Annotated in this window: 13 protein-coding genes, 1 tRNA gene and 1 pseudogene; all 15 read right to left on the reverse strand. The window is 65.2% G+C overall.

Going from position 1 to position 16,384, the window contains the following annotated elements; all coding sequences use genetic code 11:
* Nucleotides 1-2,517: DNA-directed RNA polymerase subunit beta' (gene rpoC, locus HZB86_09315; GenBank protein MBI5905730.1), on the reverse strand; the 2,517-nt coding region annotated here is incomplete at its 3' end.
* A gap of 40 nt (nt 2,518-2,557) precedes the next feature.
* Nucleotides 2,558-6,616 (reverse strand): DNA-directed RNA polymerase subunit beta, encoded by a 4,059-nt coding sequence (gene rpoB, locus HZB86_09320; protein MBI5905731.1) that lies wholly within the window; start codon nt 6,614-6,616, stop codon nt 2,558-2,560.
* A gap of 82 nt (nt 6,617-6,698) precedes the next feature.
* The gene (gene rplL, locus HZB86_09325; protein ID MBI5905732.1) at nt 6,699-7,076 is read right to left on the reverse strand and encodes a 50S ribosomal protein L7/L12; all 378 of its coding nucleotides are present in this window, start codon (nt 7,074-7,076) and stop codon (nt 6,699-6,701) included.
* Nucleotides 7,077-7,111: 35 nt separating this feature from the next.
* Entirely contained in the window at nt 7,112-7,627 is a 516-nt protein-coding gene (rplJ, locus tag HZB86_09330) for a 50S ribosomal protein L10 (GenBank protein ID MBI5905733.1), read from the reverse strand.
* A gap of 226 nt (nt 7,628-7,853) precedes the next feature.
* Nucleotides 7,854-8,555 carry a 50S ribosomal protein L1 gene (locus tag HZB86_09335; GenBank protein MBI5905734.1) on the reverse strand — a complete coding sequence of 234 codons (702 nt, stop codon included), beginning with the start codon at nt 8,553-8,555 and terminating at the stop codon, nt 7,854-7,856.
* 65 nt (nt 8,556-8,620) lie between these two features.
* Nucleotides 8,621-9,043, reverse strand: a complete 423-nt coding sequence (gene rplK, locus HZB86_09340; protein ID MBI5905735.1) for a 50S ribosomal protein L11 — start codon at nt 9,041-9,043, stop codon at nt 8,621-8,623.
* A 9-nt stretch (nt 9,044-9,052) separates the two neighbouring features.
* Nucleotides 9,053-9,580: a transcription termination/antitermination protein NusG gene (gene nusG, locus HZB86_09345; protein MBI5905736.1), complete on the reverse strand. Its 528-nt coding sequence runs from the start codon at nt 9,578-9,580 to the stop codon at nt 9,053-9,055.
* Between the two features lie 18 nt (nt 9,581-9,598).
* The gene (gene secE, locus HZB86_09350) at nt 9,599-9,877 is read right to left on the reverse strand and encodes a preprotein translocase subunit SecE (GenBank protein MBI5905737.1); all 279 of its coding nucleotides are present in this window, start codon (nt 9,875-9,877) and stop codon (nt 9,599-9,601) included.
* 33 nt (nt 9,878-9,910) lie between these two features.
* Nucleotides 9,911-9,987: transfer RNA gene (locus HZB86_09355), tRNA-Trp, on the reverse strand.
* A gap of 15 nt (nt 9,988-10,002) precedes the next feature.
* Nucleotides 10,003-10,152 carry a 50S ribosomal protein L33 gene (gene rpmG / locus HZB86_09360; protein ID MBI5905738.1) on the reverse strand — a complete coding sequence of 50 codons (150 nt, stop codon included), beginning with the start codon at nt 10,150-10,152 and terminating at the stop codon, nt 10,003-10,005.
* Nucleotides 10,153-10,179: 27 nt separating this feature from the next.
* A pseudogene (gene tuf / locus HZB86_09365) lies at nt 10,180-11,318 on the reverse strand (elongation factor Tu).
* Nucleotides 11,319-11,340: 22 nt separating this feature from the next.
* Nucleotides 11,341-13,422, reverse strand: coding sequence for an elongation factor G (gene fusA, locus HZB86_09370; protein ID MBI5905739.1), 2,082 nt, complete (start codon nt 13,420-13,422; stop codon nt 11,341-11,343).
* A gap of 34 nt (nt 13,423-13,456) precedes the next feature.
* Nucleotides 13,457-13,927, reverse strand: a complete 471-nt coding sequence (rpsG, locus tag HZB86_09375; protein ID MBI5905740.1) for a 30S ribosomal protein S7 — start codon at nt 13,925-13,927, stop codon at nt 13,457-13,459.
* 163 nt (nt 13,928-14,090) lie between these two features.
* On the reverse strand, nt 14,091-14,462 hold the full coding sequence (locus tag HZB86_09380) for a 30S ribosomal protein S12 (protein MBI5905741.1): 372 nt from the start codon (nt 14,460-14,462) through the stop codon (nt 14,091-14,093).
* 107 nt (nt 14,463-14,569) lie between these two features.
* The coding region (locus HZB86_09385) for a DNA-directed RNA polymerase subunit beta' (protein ID MBI5905742.1) at nt 14,570-16,384 on the reverse strand (1,815 nt) is incomplete at its 5' end.

Consider the following 16,384-nt stretch of genomic DNA (forward strand, 5'->3'; position numbering starts at 1 on the left):
CCGGTCGGCGAGCCGGTCGATGATCTCGCCGCCCTCGATCAGGGCCCGCACGCCGATCCCGTCGAGCGTCTGGCAATCCTCCTCGACGACGATGCAGTCCTGCGCCACGTCGACGAGGCGCCGGGTCAGGTACCCGGAGTTCGCCGTCTTCAAGGCCGTGTCCGCCAGTCCTTTCCGGGCGCCGTGGGTGGAGATGAAGTACTCGCCCACGGAGAGCCCCTCGCGGAAGTTCGAGCGGATCGGCGTCTCGATGATCTCCCCCGACGGCTTGGCCATGAGGCCGCGCATGCCGGCCAGCTGCATCATCTGCTTGTCGGATCCGCGCGCGCCGGAATCGGCCATCATGTAGATCGGGTTGAAGCTCTGGACCTTGCGGTCCTTCCCGTCCTTCCCCTTCATCGCCTCGGTCCCCATCTCCTTGAGCATCTCCTTGGCGATGCGCTCGGTGGCGGCGGACCAGATGTCGACGACCTTGTTGTACCGTTCTCCGGGGGTGATGAGCCCCTCGACGTGCTCGTTGATGACCTTTCCCAGGTCGTCGGACGCCTTGTCGAGGATCGACTTCTTGCTCGAGGGGATCACCATGTCCTTGATGCTGATGGAGATCCCGGAGAGCGTCGCGTAGTGGAATCCGGTGTTCTTCAGCTGGTCCGCGAGGATGACCGTCGCCTTCTGGCCGCAGTTCCGGTAGGTGACGTCGATCAGCTCCGCCAGGTCCTTCTTCTTCATCAGCTTGTTCACGTAGTCGAACGGCACTTCCTTCGGCACGACCTCGTACAGGAGGACCCGGCCGACGGTGGTGTCGAGCGTCTTCCCCCCGATCCGGACCTTGATCGAGGCCTGGAGCTCCACCGCCCCGTCGTCGTACGCGATGCGGACCTCCTCGGGGCCGGAGAACACCTTCCCCTCCCCCTTGCGCCCCTCGCGGAGGCGGGTGAGGTAGTAGATCCCCAGCACGATGTCCTGCGAGGGGCCGATGACCGGTTTCCCGTGCGCCGGGGAGAGGATGTTGTTCGTGGACATCATGAGGACACGCGCCTCCATCTGCGCCTCGATGGACAGCGGGACGTGGACGGCCATCTGGTCCCCGTCGAAATCCGCGTTGAACGCGAAGCAGACCAGCGGGTGGAGCTGGATCGCCTTCCCCTCGATGAGGACCGGCTCGAACGCCTGGACCCCGAGCCGGTGGAGCGTCGGAGCGCGGTTCAGCATGACGGGAAGCTGCCGGATGACCTCGTCGAGGGCGTCCCAGACCTCCCGCTTCTCCTTCTCCACCATCTTCTTGGCCTGCTTGATGGTGGTGGCGTGGCCGGCTTCCTCGAGCTTGTTGAAGATGAACGGCTTGAACAGCTCGAGCGCCATCTTCTTGGGAAGTCCGCACTGGTGGAGCTTGAGCTCCGGCCCGACGACGATCACGGAGCGTCCCGAGTAGTCGACCCGCTTGCCGAGGAGGTTCTGGCGGAACCGGCCGCCCTTGCCCTTCAGCATGTCGGAGAGCGATTTCAGCGGCCGCTTGTTCGAACCGGTGATGAGCTTGCCGCGGCGGCCGTTGTCGAAGAGGGCGTCGACCGCCTCCTGCAGCCTCCGCTTCTCGTTCCGGATGATGATCTCCGGGGCCGACAGGTCGAGCAGGCGCTTCAGGCGGTTGTTCCGGTTGATCACGCGCCGGTACAGGTCGTTCAGGTCCGAGGTGGCGAAACGGCCGCCGTCCAGCGGGACCAGGGGACGCAGGTCCGGAGGGAGGACCGGGATCACGTCCTGGACCATCCACTCCGGCCGCTGCTCGCTGTCGCGGAACGCCTCGACGATCTTGAGGCGCTTGGAGACCTTCTTCTTCTTCGCCTCGGAGGCGGTGTCGGACATCTCCTTCCGGAGCGCCTCCGACAGCTTGTCGAGGGAAAGCTCGGAGAGGAGGACCTTGATCGCCTCCGCCCCCATGCCGACGCGGAAACGCTCCTTCAGCAGCTCTAGCTTTTCCTTGTCGCCCTTGAACTTCTCGCGGAACTCCTCGACCTTCTCGCGGTACTTCCCCTCGGAGAGGATCTCCTGCTTCTGGACGTCGGTCTCCCACGGGTCGATGACGATGTACTTCTCGAAGTAGATGACCGCCTCGACGTCCTTCATCGGCATGTCGAGGATGGTCGCGATCCGGCTCGGCAGGCTCTTCAGGAACCAGATGTGGGCCACGGGGGACGCGAGCTCGATGTGCCCCATCCGCTCGCGCCGGACCTTCGACTGGATGACCTCCACGCCGCACTTCTCGCAGACGATCCCGCGGTGCTTCATCCGCTTGTACTTGCCGCAGTTGCACTCGTAGTCCTTGATGGGCCCGAAGATCTTCGCGCAGAACAGGCCGTCCCGCTCGGGCTTGAAGGTGCGGTAGTTCAGCGTCTCCGGTTTCTTGACCTCCCCGTGCGACCATTTGCGGATCTGCTCGGGGGACGCGATCGATATGCGGATCCCGGAAAAATAGAGGGGATCCTTCGGCTTTTCGGCTCGGGTGAAGAGGTCTTCCACGAATGCCTCCCGGTATCTGGTCCCTTCGAAAAGGGGTTGCCTACTGGTTTTCCTCGCTGATGAGCTCGACGTCCAGCCCCAGCGCCTGGAGCTCCTTGATCAGGACGTTGAACGACTCGGGCACGTCGTCCGACTTGACGGTCAGGAACTCCTGCAGCGTGTACGCCGCTCCGTACGCCTCCAGCGCCCAGACTTCCATCTCGCCGAGACGCTGCCCCCCGAACTGCGCCTTCCCTCCGAGCGGCTGCTGGGTGACGAGCGAGTACGGCCCCGTCGACCGGGCGTGGATCTTGTCGTCCACCAGGTGGTGCAGCTTGAGCATGTACATCGACCCGATGGTCACCGGCTGCTGGAACGAGATCCCGGTGCGGCCGTCGTACAGGACCGTCTGGCCGTTTTCCGGGAACCCGGCGAAGTTGAGGTAGTCCCGGATCTCCCCTTCCGTCGCGCCGCTGAAGACCGGCGAGGCGAGGAAGACCCCGTTGCCCATCCGGACGGCGACTTCGCGGACCTCGTCGTCGGACAGGTTGTCCAGGTACGACCGGAACCGCTCCGAGTTGTAGATCTTGAGGAGCCAGTCCCGCATGGCCCTGGCGCTGAAATCCTTCTCCATCATCCGCTGGATCTGCTCCCCCAGCCCCTTGGCGGCCCACCCGAGGTGCGCCTCCATGATCTGCCCGACGTTCATCCGGGAGGGGACGCCGAGCGGATTGAGCACAATGTCGACCGGCGCCCCGGAGGCGGTGTACGGCATGTCCTCCTCGGGGAGGATCCGCGAGATGACCCCCTTGTTCCCGTGGCGGCCCGCCATCTTGTCGCCCACCGAAAGCTTCCGCTTCATGGCGACGTACACCTTCACCATCTTGAGCACGCCGGGAGGAAGCTCGTCGCCCCGACGGACCCGGGAGATCTTCTCGTCGAACAGCGCCTTCACGACCCCCACCTGGTCGAGGGCGACGCGGTACTTGTCGGACAGGAGGTCCTTCAGGCCCGGGTCCTCCTCGACGCCGATCTCGGCCCAGCGGTCCTTCGGGATCTCCTCGAGGACCTCTTCCGTGATCCTCTTCTTCTTCGCCAGCAGGATCTCGGTCTTGTCCTCCGTGACGATCCGCACGGCGGAGGTCTTTCCGAGGATCAGCGGCTTCATCTTCGCGTAGGCGGACTCGAGGATGATCCGGATCTCGTCCTCCTGGTCCCGGAGAAGCCGGTCGAGCTCGCGCTCTTCCAGCATCTGGGCGCGATCGTCCTTCTCGCCCCCCTTCCGGGTGAACACCTTGGCGTCGATGACGATCCCCTCGATCCCCGGCGGCACGCGGAGCGACGAATCCTTCACGTCCCCCGCCTTGTCCCCGAAGATCGCCCGCAGCAGCTTCTCCTCCGGGGAGAGCTGCGTCTCGCCCTTGGGAGTGACCTTGCCGACCAGGATGTCCATCGGCTTCACGCGTGCGCCGATCCGGATGATGCCGCTCTCGTCCAGGTCCTTCAGCGACTCCTCGCTGATGTTCGGGATGTCCGCGGAGATCTCCTCCTTGCCGAGCTTGGTCTCCCGCGCGACGCACTCGAACTCCTCGATGTGGATCGAGGTGAAGATGTCCTCCTTGACGATCTTCTCGGAGATGAGGATGGAGTCCTCGAAGTTGTACCCGCCCCAGGGCATGAAGGCGACCAGCACGTTCCGGCCGAGGGAAAGCTCCCCGTCGCTGGTCGCCGGGCCGTCCGCGATCACCTCCCCGGCGGCGACCTTCTGGCCGAGGCTGACGATCGGCTTCTGGTTGATGCACGTGTTCTGGTTGGAGCGGCGGAACTTGACCAGGGTGTAGATGTCGGCGCCGTACTTCCCCTGGCTGTCCGGCTCTTCCGACCGGACCACGATCCTGCGCGCGTCGACCGACTCGACCGTGCCGTTGCGGCGGGCCGCGACGGCGGCGCCGGAATCCCTCGCGACCACCGCTTCCATCCCGGTGCCCACGAACGGCGGTTCGGTGCGAAGGAGGGGGACCGCCTGCCGCTGCATGTTGGACCCCATGAGGGCCCGGTTCGCGTCGTCGTGCTCCAGGAACGGGATGAGGGAGGCGGCGACCGAGACCAGCTGGTTCGGGGAGACGTCCATCAGGGTGACGTCGGCGGAGCGCACCATCGCGAACTCCCCCCCCTGCCGCGCGATCACGACGTCCTGCAGGAACTTCCCCTTCTTCGCGTCGACGGCGGCGTTCGCCTGCGCGATGACGTGCCGCTCCTCCTCCATCGCCGAAAGGAACACGATCTCCTTCGTCACCGTGGAATCCTTCACGACCCGGTACGGCGTCTCGATGAACCCGAACTCGTTGATGCGGGCGAAGGTCGACAGCGACGCGATCAGACCGATGTTCGGGCCTTCCGGGGTCTCGATCGGGCAGATCCGGCCGTAATGGGTCGGATGGACGTCCCGCACCTCGAATCCCGCCCGTTCGCGGGTCAACCCTCCCGGCCCCAGCGCGGAGACGCGGCGCTTGTGCGTGACTTCCGAGAGGGGGTTGGTCTGGTCCATGAACTGGGACAGCTGCGACGACCCGAAGAACTCCTTGATCACCGCGGAAACCGGCTTCGCGTTGATGATGTCGTGGGGCATCAGCGTCTCGATGTCCTGCAGCCCCATCTTCTCCCGGATCGCGCGCTCCACCCGGACGAGGCCCATCCGGAACTGGTTCTCGATCAGCTCCCCGACGGTCCGGACGCGGCGGTTTCCCAGGTTGTCGATGTCGTCCGCCTCTCCGACGCCGTTCTTCAGCCCGATGAGGTAGCGGATGACGCGCAGGATGTCCTCCTGCGTGAGCACGGTGTTCCCGAGGTCGTCCCCGGTGATCCCGAGCTTGTGGTTCAGCTTGAGGCGGCCCACCCGGGACAGGCTGTACCGTTCCGGGTTGAAGAACATGTTCGTGAAGAGCGAATCCGCCGCGTCCTTGGTCGGCGGGTCGCCCGGGCGCATCTTCTTGTAGATCTCCTTCAGCGCCTCCTCGCGGGTCCGTATCTTGTCGGTGACCAGCCCCTCCCAGATCGCCCGGTCGGTGTTTTCCAGGGTGAACACCGACACCTTGCGCACCTTCTTCTCGCGGAGCTTCCCGAGGGACTCCTCCGTGATCTGCTGCGCGCACTCGAGCAGGATCTCGCCGGTGGCCGGATCGGCCACGTCGGAGACGACCACCTTGCCCGCGAGGTCCTCCAGCGGGAGGGATATCCTCCCGAAGGCAACCCCTTCGCGCGCGAACCGCTCGACCCGCTTCTTCGAGATCTTCGCGCCCTTTTTGAACGCGATCTCCGCGGTGCGTTCGGGGTGGCGCACCTCGACCGGCAGCTTGAGCCCGACCATCAGCTCGGGTCGGAACTCCTTGGAGTACCGGTCACCCTCGAGGTCGATCTCCTCCACGTCGTAGAAGGTGCGCAGCAGTTCCTCGGTGCTCCGGCCGAAGGCCCGCAGGAGAACCGCGATGGGGAACTTCCGCTTGCGGTCGATCTTGATGAAGAGCTGGTCCTTGTGGTCGAACTCGAAGTCGAGCCACGACCCGCGGTACGGAATGATCCGCGCGGAGAAAAGGACCTTGCCCGAAGCGTGGGAACGCCCCTTGTCGTGCTCGAAGAAGACGCCGGGGGACCGGTGGAGCTGGCTGACGATCACCCGCTCGGTCCCGTTGATGATGAAGGTCGCACGCTCCGACATGAGCGGGATCTCCCCGAAGAAGACCTCCTGCTCCTTGACGTCCCGGATGGTCCGCGCCGTGGTCTTCTCGTCCACGTCGAAGATCACCAGCTGCACCGTGACCTTGATGGGGGCGGCGTACGTCATCCCCCGTTCGCGGCACTCCTCCTCCGACCACTTCGGCTCTCCGATGGCGTAGGAGAGGAACTCGAGGGAGGCGCGGCCGTTGTAGTCCGCAATGGGGAAGATCCCCTTGAATACGGCCTGAAGGCCGATATCCTTGCGTTTTTCGGACGATGCGTCCGCCTGGAGGAATTCGAGGTACGACTCCTGCTGCACCTCGATCAGGTTCGGTATCTCCTGCACCTTCTCGTTCTTCGAGAAGTCGACGCGCTTTACGTGGTTCCGGTAATCCAGATAGGCCATCGTGTCACCCCGGGGGTAGAGCTATGAGTGAGGCGGGGGGCGGCAACCGCCCCCCGCGGTTTCTTCGTCCCTTGCGCGGCGATCACTTCACTTCCGCCGACCCCCCGACATCCTCGATCTTCTTCTTCATCTCCTCCGCGTCCTTCTTGGCCACGCCTTCCTTGAGCGGCTTCGGCACGCCCTCGACCAGGTCCTTGGCCTCCTTGAGCCCCAGGCCGGTCAGCTCGCGGACGACCTTGATCACCTGGATCTTGTTGGCGCCGAACCCGGTGAGGACGACGTCGAACTCCGTCTTCTCCTCGGCCACGGCGGCCGCCGCGCCGGGCGCCGCTCCGGCCGCGGCGAATGCGACCGGAGCCGCCGCCGTCACGCCGAACCGGTCCTCGAGCGCCTTCACGATCTCGTGCAGTTCCAGAACGGTCATCCCTTCCACCATCGCGATGAATTCTTCCTTGTTCATGGCAGCCATTTCCTTCTATTCCTCCTTGGGAATGTTTATGATTTCTGCTTGCGGATGGACTCCAGCGCGTACACCAGCTTGCGCTGGGGGCCGGAGAGTGCCTGCGCGAGGCGGGAGAGCGGCGAGGAGAGTCCGCCGACCAGCCGGGAGAGCAGCACCTGCCGGGACGGAACGTCGGCCAGCGCCTGCACCTCCGCCGGCGTCAGCGCCTTTCCGTCGAGGTACCCCGCGCGAAGGGTGACCTTCGGGCTCCCGGCGGCGTACTCCTTCATGGCCTTGGCCAACGCGACGGGGTCTCCGTGCGCGAACGCCACCGCCGTCGGGCCCTTGAAGTTCCCGGAGAGCGCCCCGAACGGGGTCCCCTCCGCGGCCCGCCGGATCAGGGTGTTCTTGACCACCCGGAACTCCGCGTTGACCTCCCGGAGCTTCCTCCGGAGGGCCGTCATCTCGGATACCGTCATCCCGCGGTATTCCGCGACCACCGCCCCGCGCTGCGCCGCGATGACGGCTTTCAACGCTTCCACGCTTTCCGTCTTGCTCGTTTTCTTCACCGCGTCCGTTTCCCCCTTTCCCTAAGAGAAAGATTTGGTCTGTAACGACGAAACCCCCGTCAAAGGAGGAAGGCGCGGCGAAGAGAAGGGATCCTTCCGGTTCCCGGACCGCCGGCTCTCCCTTGTCTGCGCAGGACGGGCGAAGGCCGTGGCCTTTCGCCCCCTTGGTCGCCTTCCGGCGAACCCGCGGTCTTTGACAAAGGACGTTTCCGTATGTAAAGAGCGACTACTTCGCAGCAACCAGCGCGCTGGTGTTCAAGCGGATCCCGGGGCCCATCGTCGTCGACAGCGACAGCGTCCGGATGTAGGTCCCCTTGGCGCCCGACGGCTTCGCCTTCATGATCGCATCGAAAAAGGTCTGGAAATTCTCCCGGATCCTGTCGGGGCCGAAGCTCACCTTCCCGATCCCGGCGTGTAGCGTGGCGGTCTGGTCGACCCGGAACTCCACCTTGCCGCCCTTGAGCTCGCGGACCGCCCTCGCCACGTCGAAGGTGACGGTTCCCACCTTCGGATTCGGCATGAGCCCGCGGGGCCCCAGCAGCTTTCCGATCTTCCCGACCGCGCCCATCATGTCGGGCGTGGCGACCGCCTTGTCGAAGTCGAGCCACCCGCCCTGGATCTTCGCCACCAGGTCGTCGCTTCCGGCGAAATCCGCTCCCGCCTCCAGGGCCTCCTTCTCCTTCTCCCCCTTGGCGAACACGAGGACACGAAGGCTCTTTCCCGTCCCGTGGGGCAGGACCACCGATCCCCGGACCTGCTGGTCCGGGTACTTCGGGTCCACTCCCAGCCGCATCGCGACTTCCACCGTCTCGTCGAATTTCGCCTTGGCCGTATCCTTCAGGAGGGCCAGCGCTTCGTCGAGAGAGTACTTTGCCTCCCTGTTCACCTTGCCCCGTGCTTCCAGGTACTTTTTCCCGTGTTTCGGCATTTCCCCCTCCCTTCCGGCCCGCGCCGTGCCGGCGGGCCCATGTCGTGTCGAACCGTCCTGCCGCGTCAGACGACGTCGAGGCCCATGCTGCGGGCCGTGCCCTCGACGGTCTTGATCGCCGCCGCGAGGTCCTTGACGTCCAGGTCCACCATCTTGAGCTTCGCGATCTCCTCGACCTTGTCCCGGGAGATCTTCCCGCACTTCTCCCGCTTGGGGGTCTTGCTCCCCTTCTCGAGCCCCGCGGCCTTCAGCAGCAGCACCGAGGCCGGCGGCGTTTTCGTGATGAAGGTGAACGACCGGTCGGCGAACACCGTGATCACGACGGGGATGACCATTCCCTCCTGGGACGCCGTCTTGGCGTTGAAGGATTTGCAGAATTCCATGATGTTCACCCCGTGCTGCCCCAGGGCGGGGCCGACGGGGGGCGACGGGTTCGCCTTCCCCGCGACGATCTGCAGCTTGATCTGGGCAACGATCTTCTTCGCCATGGCTTCTCCTTACGCTTTTTCCACCTGGGTGAAGTCGAGTTCGACCGGCGTCGCGCGGCCGAAGATGGACACGAGGACGACCACCTTCCCCTTGTCGGGCTTGATGCTGTCCACCGTGCCGCTGAAGTTCGAGAACGGACCGTCGACCACCCGCACGTTCTCCCCCTCGGAGAAGGTGATCTTCGGCTTCGGTTTCAGCCTCCCCTCGACCATCTGCGACTTGATGTCCTCGACCTCGGTCTCCGGAATGGGGGCGGGGTTCTGCCCTCCCACGAAACCGGTCACCTTCGGCGTGTGGCGGACCAGGTGCCACGTCGACTCGTCCAGATCCATGTTGACGAGGAGGTACCCCGGGAAGAAGCTCCGGGTCCCGGTCTTCTTCTTCCCCTTCTTCATCTCCACGACCGTCTCGGCCGAGATCAGCACGTCGCCGAACCGTTCCTGCATCCCCTCCGTGGCGATGCGGTTCAGGAGCGACTCCCTGACTTTTTTCTCATACCCCGAATAGGTATGGACCACGAACCACTGTTTCGCCATCATTTCCTCTTGGGAGGGTTAGTAACTCAGGACGGAGTGGACGATCTTCCCGAGGGCGAAGTCCACCAGCCCCAGGAACGCCACGATGATGAGCACCGTCACGATGACCACGGCCGTGGAGGACGCCGTGTCCTTGCGCCCCGGCCACGTCACCTTCTTCATTTCCGTCCGGAACTCCTGGAGGAATCCCGACACCTTCTGCGCGAACCCGACGGAGGCGCCCGCGCGCCCTTCGTCGGAAGCGGTGCGGGTCCCCGGCAAGCGTTCCAGCAACCTGTCTTTTATCGACTTCGCCATCGTCTCGAATCGCTCCCGTGTCCGGAAAAGGGATGGCAGGCCAGGAGGGATTCGAACCCCCAACCCGCGGATTTGGAGTCCGCTGCTCTAGCCGTTAGAGCTACTGGCCTTCGCCCCCTCGCCTTCTACTTGGTCTCCTTGTGCGCCGTGTGCTTGCGGCAGGCGGGGCAATATTTCCTGAGCTCCAGTTTGTCGGGCGTGGTCTTCTTGTTCTTCGTGGTCGTGTAGTTCCGGTTCTTGCAGTCGGCGCACGCCAGGGTGATGATGTCCCTCATGTCCGGTTCCTCCCCTTGGACCCTTGCCTATTCCACGATTTCCGCGACGACTCCGGCGCCCACGGTGCGGCCGCCCTCGCGGATCGCGAACCGCAGCTCCTTCTCCATCGCCACCGGGGTGATCAGCTCCACCGACATCTGGATGTTGTCCCCCGGCATCACTGCGGACGGTACCCGTTGAAGAACGGCGTGTGGCGCCCCCCCTCTTCCTTCGTCAGGATGTACGCCGACGCCTTGAACTTCTTGTGCGGCGTGATCGAACCCGGCTTCGCCAGAACCTGCCCGCGCTCCACGTCGTCCTTCTTCGTCCCGCGCAGCAGAACCCCGATGTTGTCCCCCGCCTGGCCCTGGTCCAGAAGCTTCCGGAACATCTCCACGCCCGTCGCGACCGTCTTCTGCGTGTCCCGCAACCCGATGATCTCCACCTCGTCCCCGACCTTCACCACCCCGCGCTCCACACGGCCGGTCACCACCGTCCCGCGGCCCGAGATCGAGAAGACGTCCTCCACCGCCATCAGGAACGGCTTGTCGATCGCACGCTCCGGAGTCGGAATGTACGAGTCCACCGCCGCCATCAGCTCGTGGATGCACTTGCAATCCTTGCAGTCGTCCTTCCCGCAACCGCACGCCAGCGCCTTCGTCGCCGCGCCGCGGATGATCGGGGTCTTGTCCCCGGGAAACTCGTACTTGCTCAGCAGCTCCCGGACCTCCAGCTCCACCAGGTCCAGCAACTCCGGATCGTCCACCATGTCCACCTTGTTCATGAACACCACGATGTACGGAACCCCCACCTGGCGCGCCAGCAGGATGTGCTCCCGCGTCTGAGGCATCGGACCGTCCGCCGCCGATACCACCAGGATCGCGCCGTCCATCTGCGCCGCGCCCGTGATCATGTTCTTGATGTAGTCGGCGTGGCCCGGACAGTCCACGTGCGCGTAATGACGCGACTTCGTCTGGTACTCCACGTGCGCCGTCGCGATCGTGATCCCGCGCTCACGCTCCTCCGGAGCCTTGTCGATCTGGTCGAACGCCACGAAATCCGCCATCCCGCGGGCGGCCAGCACCTTCGTGATCGCCGCGGTCAACGTCGTCTTCCCGTGATCCACGTGGCCGATCGTACCCACGTTCACGTGAGGCTTCGTGCGCTCGAACTTCTGCTTGGACATGTGCGTCCCTCCTCCCCGCTGGTTAGGCGCCCTTTACCTTCGCGATCACTTCCTCGCTGACCGATTGGGGCGCCGCCTCGTAATGGTCGAACTGCATGGTGTAGGTCGCCCGTCCCTGGGTCTTCGAGCGCAGGTCGGTGGCGTACCCGAACATGTGCGCCAGGGGGACGTGCGCGGCGATCACCTGGGTGTTCCCGCGGGCCTCGATCCGCTGGATCCGGCCGCGGCGGGAGCTCAGGTCCCCGATGACGTCCCCCATGAAATCCTCGGGGGAGACCACCTCCACTCCCATGACCGGCTCGAGCAGGATGGGACCGGCGTTCTGGCACGCCGCCTTGAACGCCATGGATCCGGCGATCTTGAACGCCATCTCCGAGGAGTCGACCTCGTGGTAGGAGCCGTCGATCAGGGTGATCCGGACGTCGACCACCGGGTACCCGGCGATGACCCCGCCCTCCGCCGCCTCGACGATCCCCTTCTCGACCGCCGGGATGAATTCCCGGGGGATGGATCCGCCGACGATCTTGTTGACGAACTCGACCCCCTTCGCCTTTTCCCCGGGCTCCACGGTGATCCAGACGTGGCCGAACTGCCCGCGACCGCCGGTCTGGCGGATGTACCGCCCCTCCTGCTTCGCCGCCCGCGTGACCGTCTCCCGGTAGGCGACCTGCGGCCGGCCGACGTTCGCCTCGACCTTGAACTCCCGCAGGAGACGGTCGACGATGATCTCGAGGTGCAGCTCGCCCATCCCGGAGATGAGGGTCTGCCCCGTCTCCTCGTCGTTGCGGACCTGGAAGGAGGGGTCCTCCATCATGAGCTTCTGGAGGGAGAAACCCAGCCGCTCCTGGTCGGCCTTGGTCTTCGGCTCGATGGCGATGGCGATGACCGGCTCGGGCGCCTGGATCGACTCGAGGATGATCTCGTCCTCCTGGTCGCAGAGGGTGTCGCCCGTGTACGCGGTCTTCAGCCCCACGACGGCGGCGATTTCGCCGGCGTAGATCGTCTTGATCTCCTCCCGCTTGTTCGCGTGCATCTTGAGAAGACGGCCGATCCGCTCCTTCTTCTGGCGAGTGGAGTTGTAGATGTGGTCCCCGGAGTTCAGGACCCCGGAGTATACGCGGATGAAGGTGAGGTGCCCGACGAACGGATCGTTCATGATCTTGAAGGCGAGCGCGGCGAACGGCTCGTCGTCGGCCGATTTGCGGGTCGCCTCGACGTTGCCGCGGGGATTGATCCCGACGATGGGGGGGATGTCCAGCGGAGAGGGGAGGTAGTCGACGACCGCGTCGAGCATCGGCTGGACTCCCTTGTTTCGGAACGCCGTTCCGCACACCACGGGGGTGATGCGGTTCCCGATCGTGGCCTGGCGGATCGCCGCGGTCATCTCCCCGACCTCGATCTCCTCGCCCAGCAGGTACTTCTCCAGCAGCTTGTCGTTGACGTCCGCGACCGCCTCGCACAGCTTCTCCCGGGCGGAGGCGACGGCTTCGGCCATGTCGGCGGGAATCGGCTCCTCGTGGAACTTGGCCCCGAGGGTGTCCTCCTCCCAGACCAGCGCCTTCATCCGGACGAGGTCGACGATCCCGCGGAAGCCGTCCTCCTTGCCGAGGGGAAGCTGGATGGGAACGGGGTTGGCGGCCAGCCGCTCCTTCATCATGCGGACGACGCGGTCGAAGTCCGCGCCGGTCCGGTCCATCTTGTTCACCATGGCGAGGCGGGGAACCCCGTACTTGTCCGCCTGGCGCCAGACCGTCTCGGACTGCGGCTCCACTCCGCCCACCGCGCAGAATACGGCGACCGCGCCGTCGAGGACGCGCAGCGAGCGCTCCACCTCGATCGTGAAGTCCACGTGCCCGGGGGTGTCGATGATGTTGACGCGGTGGTCGCGCCAGAAGCAGGTGGTCGCGGCGGACGTGATGGTGATCCCACGCTCCTGCTCCTGCTCCATCCAGTCCATCGTGGCGGTCCCGTCGTGGACCTCGCCCATCTTGTGCGAAACCCCCGTGTAATAGAGGATCCGCTCGGTGGTCGTGGTCTTCCCGGCGTCGATGTGGGCCATGATCCCGATGTTCCGGGTCCTGTCGAGCGGTGTTCCTCTGGACACGTGCCGTTCCTTCCCCTGTTCCCTGGCCGCCGGTCTACCAGCGGTAGTGCGCGAAGGCCTTGTTGGCCTCGGCCATCTTGTGGGTGTCTTCCTTCTTCTTGATCGTGGTCCCGCGGTTGTTGAAGGCGTCGAGCAGCTCCGCGGAGAGGCGCTGGACCATGGTCTTCTCGGCCCGGTCCCGCGCGTAACCGACCAGCCAGCGGATGGAGAGCGAGAGCCTGCGCTCCGGGCGGATCTCGACCGGCACCTGGTAGGTCGCCCCGCCGACGCGCCGGGACTTGACCGCGACCATCGGCTTCACGTTCTCGATGGCCTTCTTCAGCACGGCGACCGGGTCCTCCTTGGTCTTCTCCTTGAGGATGTCCATCGATCCGTAGACGAGGTTCTCCGCGACCCGCGCCTTCCCCTGGAGCATCACGGCGTGGATCATCTTGGCGACCAGGACGTCGCCGTACACCGGATCGGGAGAAACCGCCCTCTTGGATACGAACCCTCTCCTCGGCATGCGCAGAACCTCCTCTTGCGGCCTTTTCCCTCGCCCGACAAACGCGGACAAGGCGCTTCCCGCCTCGCGTCCCGCGAGGCAGGACTTCAAAACCCGATTTTCTTACCCTTCCCGGCGGACGCGCCGGGGAACGGCTGGTACTTCGGTTCCGGTATACGGGAAGCTATTTGGGTCGCTTGGTACCGTACTTCGACCGCGACTTCCGTCTGTCCTGGACACCAACGGAATCCAGCTTCCCACGGATGATGTGATACCGCACGCCGGGGAGGTCCTTGACGCGCCCGCCCCGGATCATGACGACCGAGTGCTCCTGCAGGTTGTGCCCCTCGCCCGGGATGTACACCGTGACCTCGACGCCGTTGGTGAGCCGCACCCTCGCGACCTTCCGGAGGGCGGAGTTCGGCTTCTTCGGCGTCGTCGTGTACACGCGGAGGCAGACTCCGCGCTTCTGGGGGCATCGGTCGAGCGCCGGCGAGTTGCTCTTGTTGGCGATCGCCTCCCGCCCTTTCCGGACAAGCTGGTTGATCGTGGGCATTCCCTGTTCCCTTCCGTTATTCTGTCGGGCCTTCCGAGCGAAAGTATTCTTTATAGCAACGCATTTCGCCCCTGTCAATTCCTTTCTTGCCGTGAGACCCCTGGTGCCTAGTTGGCTTCCTCTTCGTCCCGCGGGAGGTCGGCGTCCGGATCGACCACCACCGGAGGAGGCTCGATCATCAGCGGTTCGTCGGACTCGAACTCGACCGCCCGGTACGTCCCCCCCCCGGTCCCGGCCGGGATCAGGCGCCCCATGATCACGTTCTCCTTCAGCCCGGAGAGGGAATCCACCCTCCCGTGGACCGCCGCGTCGGTCAGTATCTTCGTCGTTTCCTGGAAGGAGGCCGCGGAGATCCACGACTCGGTCGAAAGCGACGCCTTGGTGATGCCGAGGAGCTGCGGCTCCGCCTTCGCGTGCTTCCCCTTCCTCTCCGCCTTCACCCGGTCGTTCTCGTCGCGGAAGATCCACTTCTCCACGCTCTGCCCGACGAGGAAGGCGGTGTCCCCCGGGTCGGCGATCTTCACGCGCCGCAGCATCTGCCGGACGATCGTCTCGATGTGCTTGTCGTTGATCCGGACCCCCTGGAGGCGGTACACCTCCTGGCTCTCGTTCACCAGGAACCGCGCGAGCTCCTTGTCCCCGAGGACGCGCAGGATGTCGTGCGGATTCGGCGACCCGTCCATGAGGGCCTCGCCCGCGCGCACCCGCTCCCCGTCGTGCACGGTGATGTGCTTCCCGCGGGGAATGGTGTACTCCCGGGGCTCGCCGACCTCCGGCACGACCTGGATCTTCCGCTTCCCCTTGAAGTCCTTCCCCAGCCGGACCACGCCGTCGATCTCGGAGATGAGCGCGTACTCCTTCGGCTTGCGCGCCTCGAACAGCTCGGCCACCCGGGGGAGGCCGCCGGTGATGTCCTTGGTCTTGGTCGTCTCCCGCGGGATCTTCGCGATGATGTCTCCCGCCTGGACCTTCTGGCCCTCGTCGACCAGGATGTTCGACCCCACCGGAAGGAGATAGCGGGCGTCGCTGGTGGAACCGGGCAGCTTCCGCGTCTTCCCGCCCTCCTCCTTCAGGGAGATGCGGGGACGGGCGTCGGGATCCTTCGACTCGACGATGACCCGCGTGGACCGGCCGGTCACCTCGTCCACCTGTTCGCGCATCGTCACGCCTTCGATGATGTCCCCGAACTTGATCTCCCCCGCGACCTCGGTGAGGATCGGGATGTTGTACGGGTCCCACTCCGCGAGCCGGGTCCCCTCCTTCACCTTTTCGCCGTCCCCGACCATCAGAACCGCTCCGTACGGGATCTGGTACTTTTCGCGTTCCCGGTTGTTCTCGTCCAGGAGCGTCAGGAACCCGTTCCGGTTCATCGCCACGAGGTTCCCCTCGCGGTTGCGGACCGCCACGATCCCCTGGAACCTCACCCGCGCCGGCTGCTTCGACTGGTGGGAGCTCTGCGCCACCGATCCCGCGGTCGCGATGCCTCCGATGTGGAAGGTGCGCATCGTCAGCTGCGTGCCGGGCTCGCCGATCGACTGGGCGGAGATGATCCCGACCGCCTCCCCGATGGCCACCATCTTCCCGCGCGCCAGGTCGCGTCCGTAGCAGAACGCGCACACCCCCCGCTTGCTCTCGCAGGTCAGCACGGAGCGGATCTTCACCTCGTCCAGCCCCGACATCTCGATCTGCTGGGCGACCTCCTCGGTGATCTCGTCGTTGGCGCCGACCAGCAGCTTTCCCTCCACGTCGTAGACGTCCTCCAGCGCCACGCGCCCGAGGATCCGGTCGGCGAGCCGGTCGATGATCTCGCCGCCCTCGATCAGGGCCCGCACGCCGATCCCGTCGAGCGTCTGGCAATCCTCCTCGACGACGATGCAGTCCTGCGCCACGTCGACGAGGCGCCGGGTCAGGTACCCGGAGTT

Source organism: Deltaproteobacteria bacterium, assembly GCA_016234845.1.
Classification (GTDB): domain Bacteria; phylum Desulfobacterota; class Deferrimicrobia; order Deferrimicrobiales; family Deferrimicrobiaceae; genus JACRNP01.

Coding starts and splice junctions, on each gene's coding strand:
- rpoB (MBI5905731.1), bottom strand. CDS start 6,616: ATGGCCTATCTGGATTACCGGAACCACGTAAAGCGCGTCGACTTCTCG.
- rplL (MBI5905732.1), bottom strand. CDS start 7,076: ATGAACAAGGAAGAATTCATCGCGATGGTGGAAGGGATGACCGTTCTG.
- HZB86_09335 (MBI5905734.1), bottom strand. CDS start 8,555: ATGCCGAAACACGGGAAAAAGTACCTGGAAGCACGGGGCAAGGTGAAC.
- rplK (MBI5905735.1), bottom strand. CDS start 9,043: ATGGCGAAGAAGATCGTTGCCCAGATCAAGCTGCAGATCGTCGCGGGG.
- nusG (MBI5905736.1), bottom strand. CDS start 9,580: ATGGCGAAACAGTGGTTCGTGGTCCATACCTATTCGGGGTATGAGAAA.
- secE (MBI5905737.1), bottom strand. CDS start 9,877: ATGGCGAAGTCGATAAAAGACAGGTTGCTGGAACGCTTGCCGGGGACC.
- rpmG (MBI5905738.1), bottom strand. CDS start 10,152: ATGAGGGACATCATCACCCTGGCGTGCGCCGACTGCAAGAACCGGAAC.
- rpsG (MBI5905740.1), bottom strand. CDS start 13,927: ATGCCGAGGAGAGGGTTCGTATCCAAGAGGGCGGTTTCTCCCGATCCG.
- HZB86_09380 (MBI5905741.1), bottom strand. CDS start 14,462: ATGCCCACGATCAACCAGCTTGTCCGGAAAGGGCGGGAGGCGATCGCC.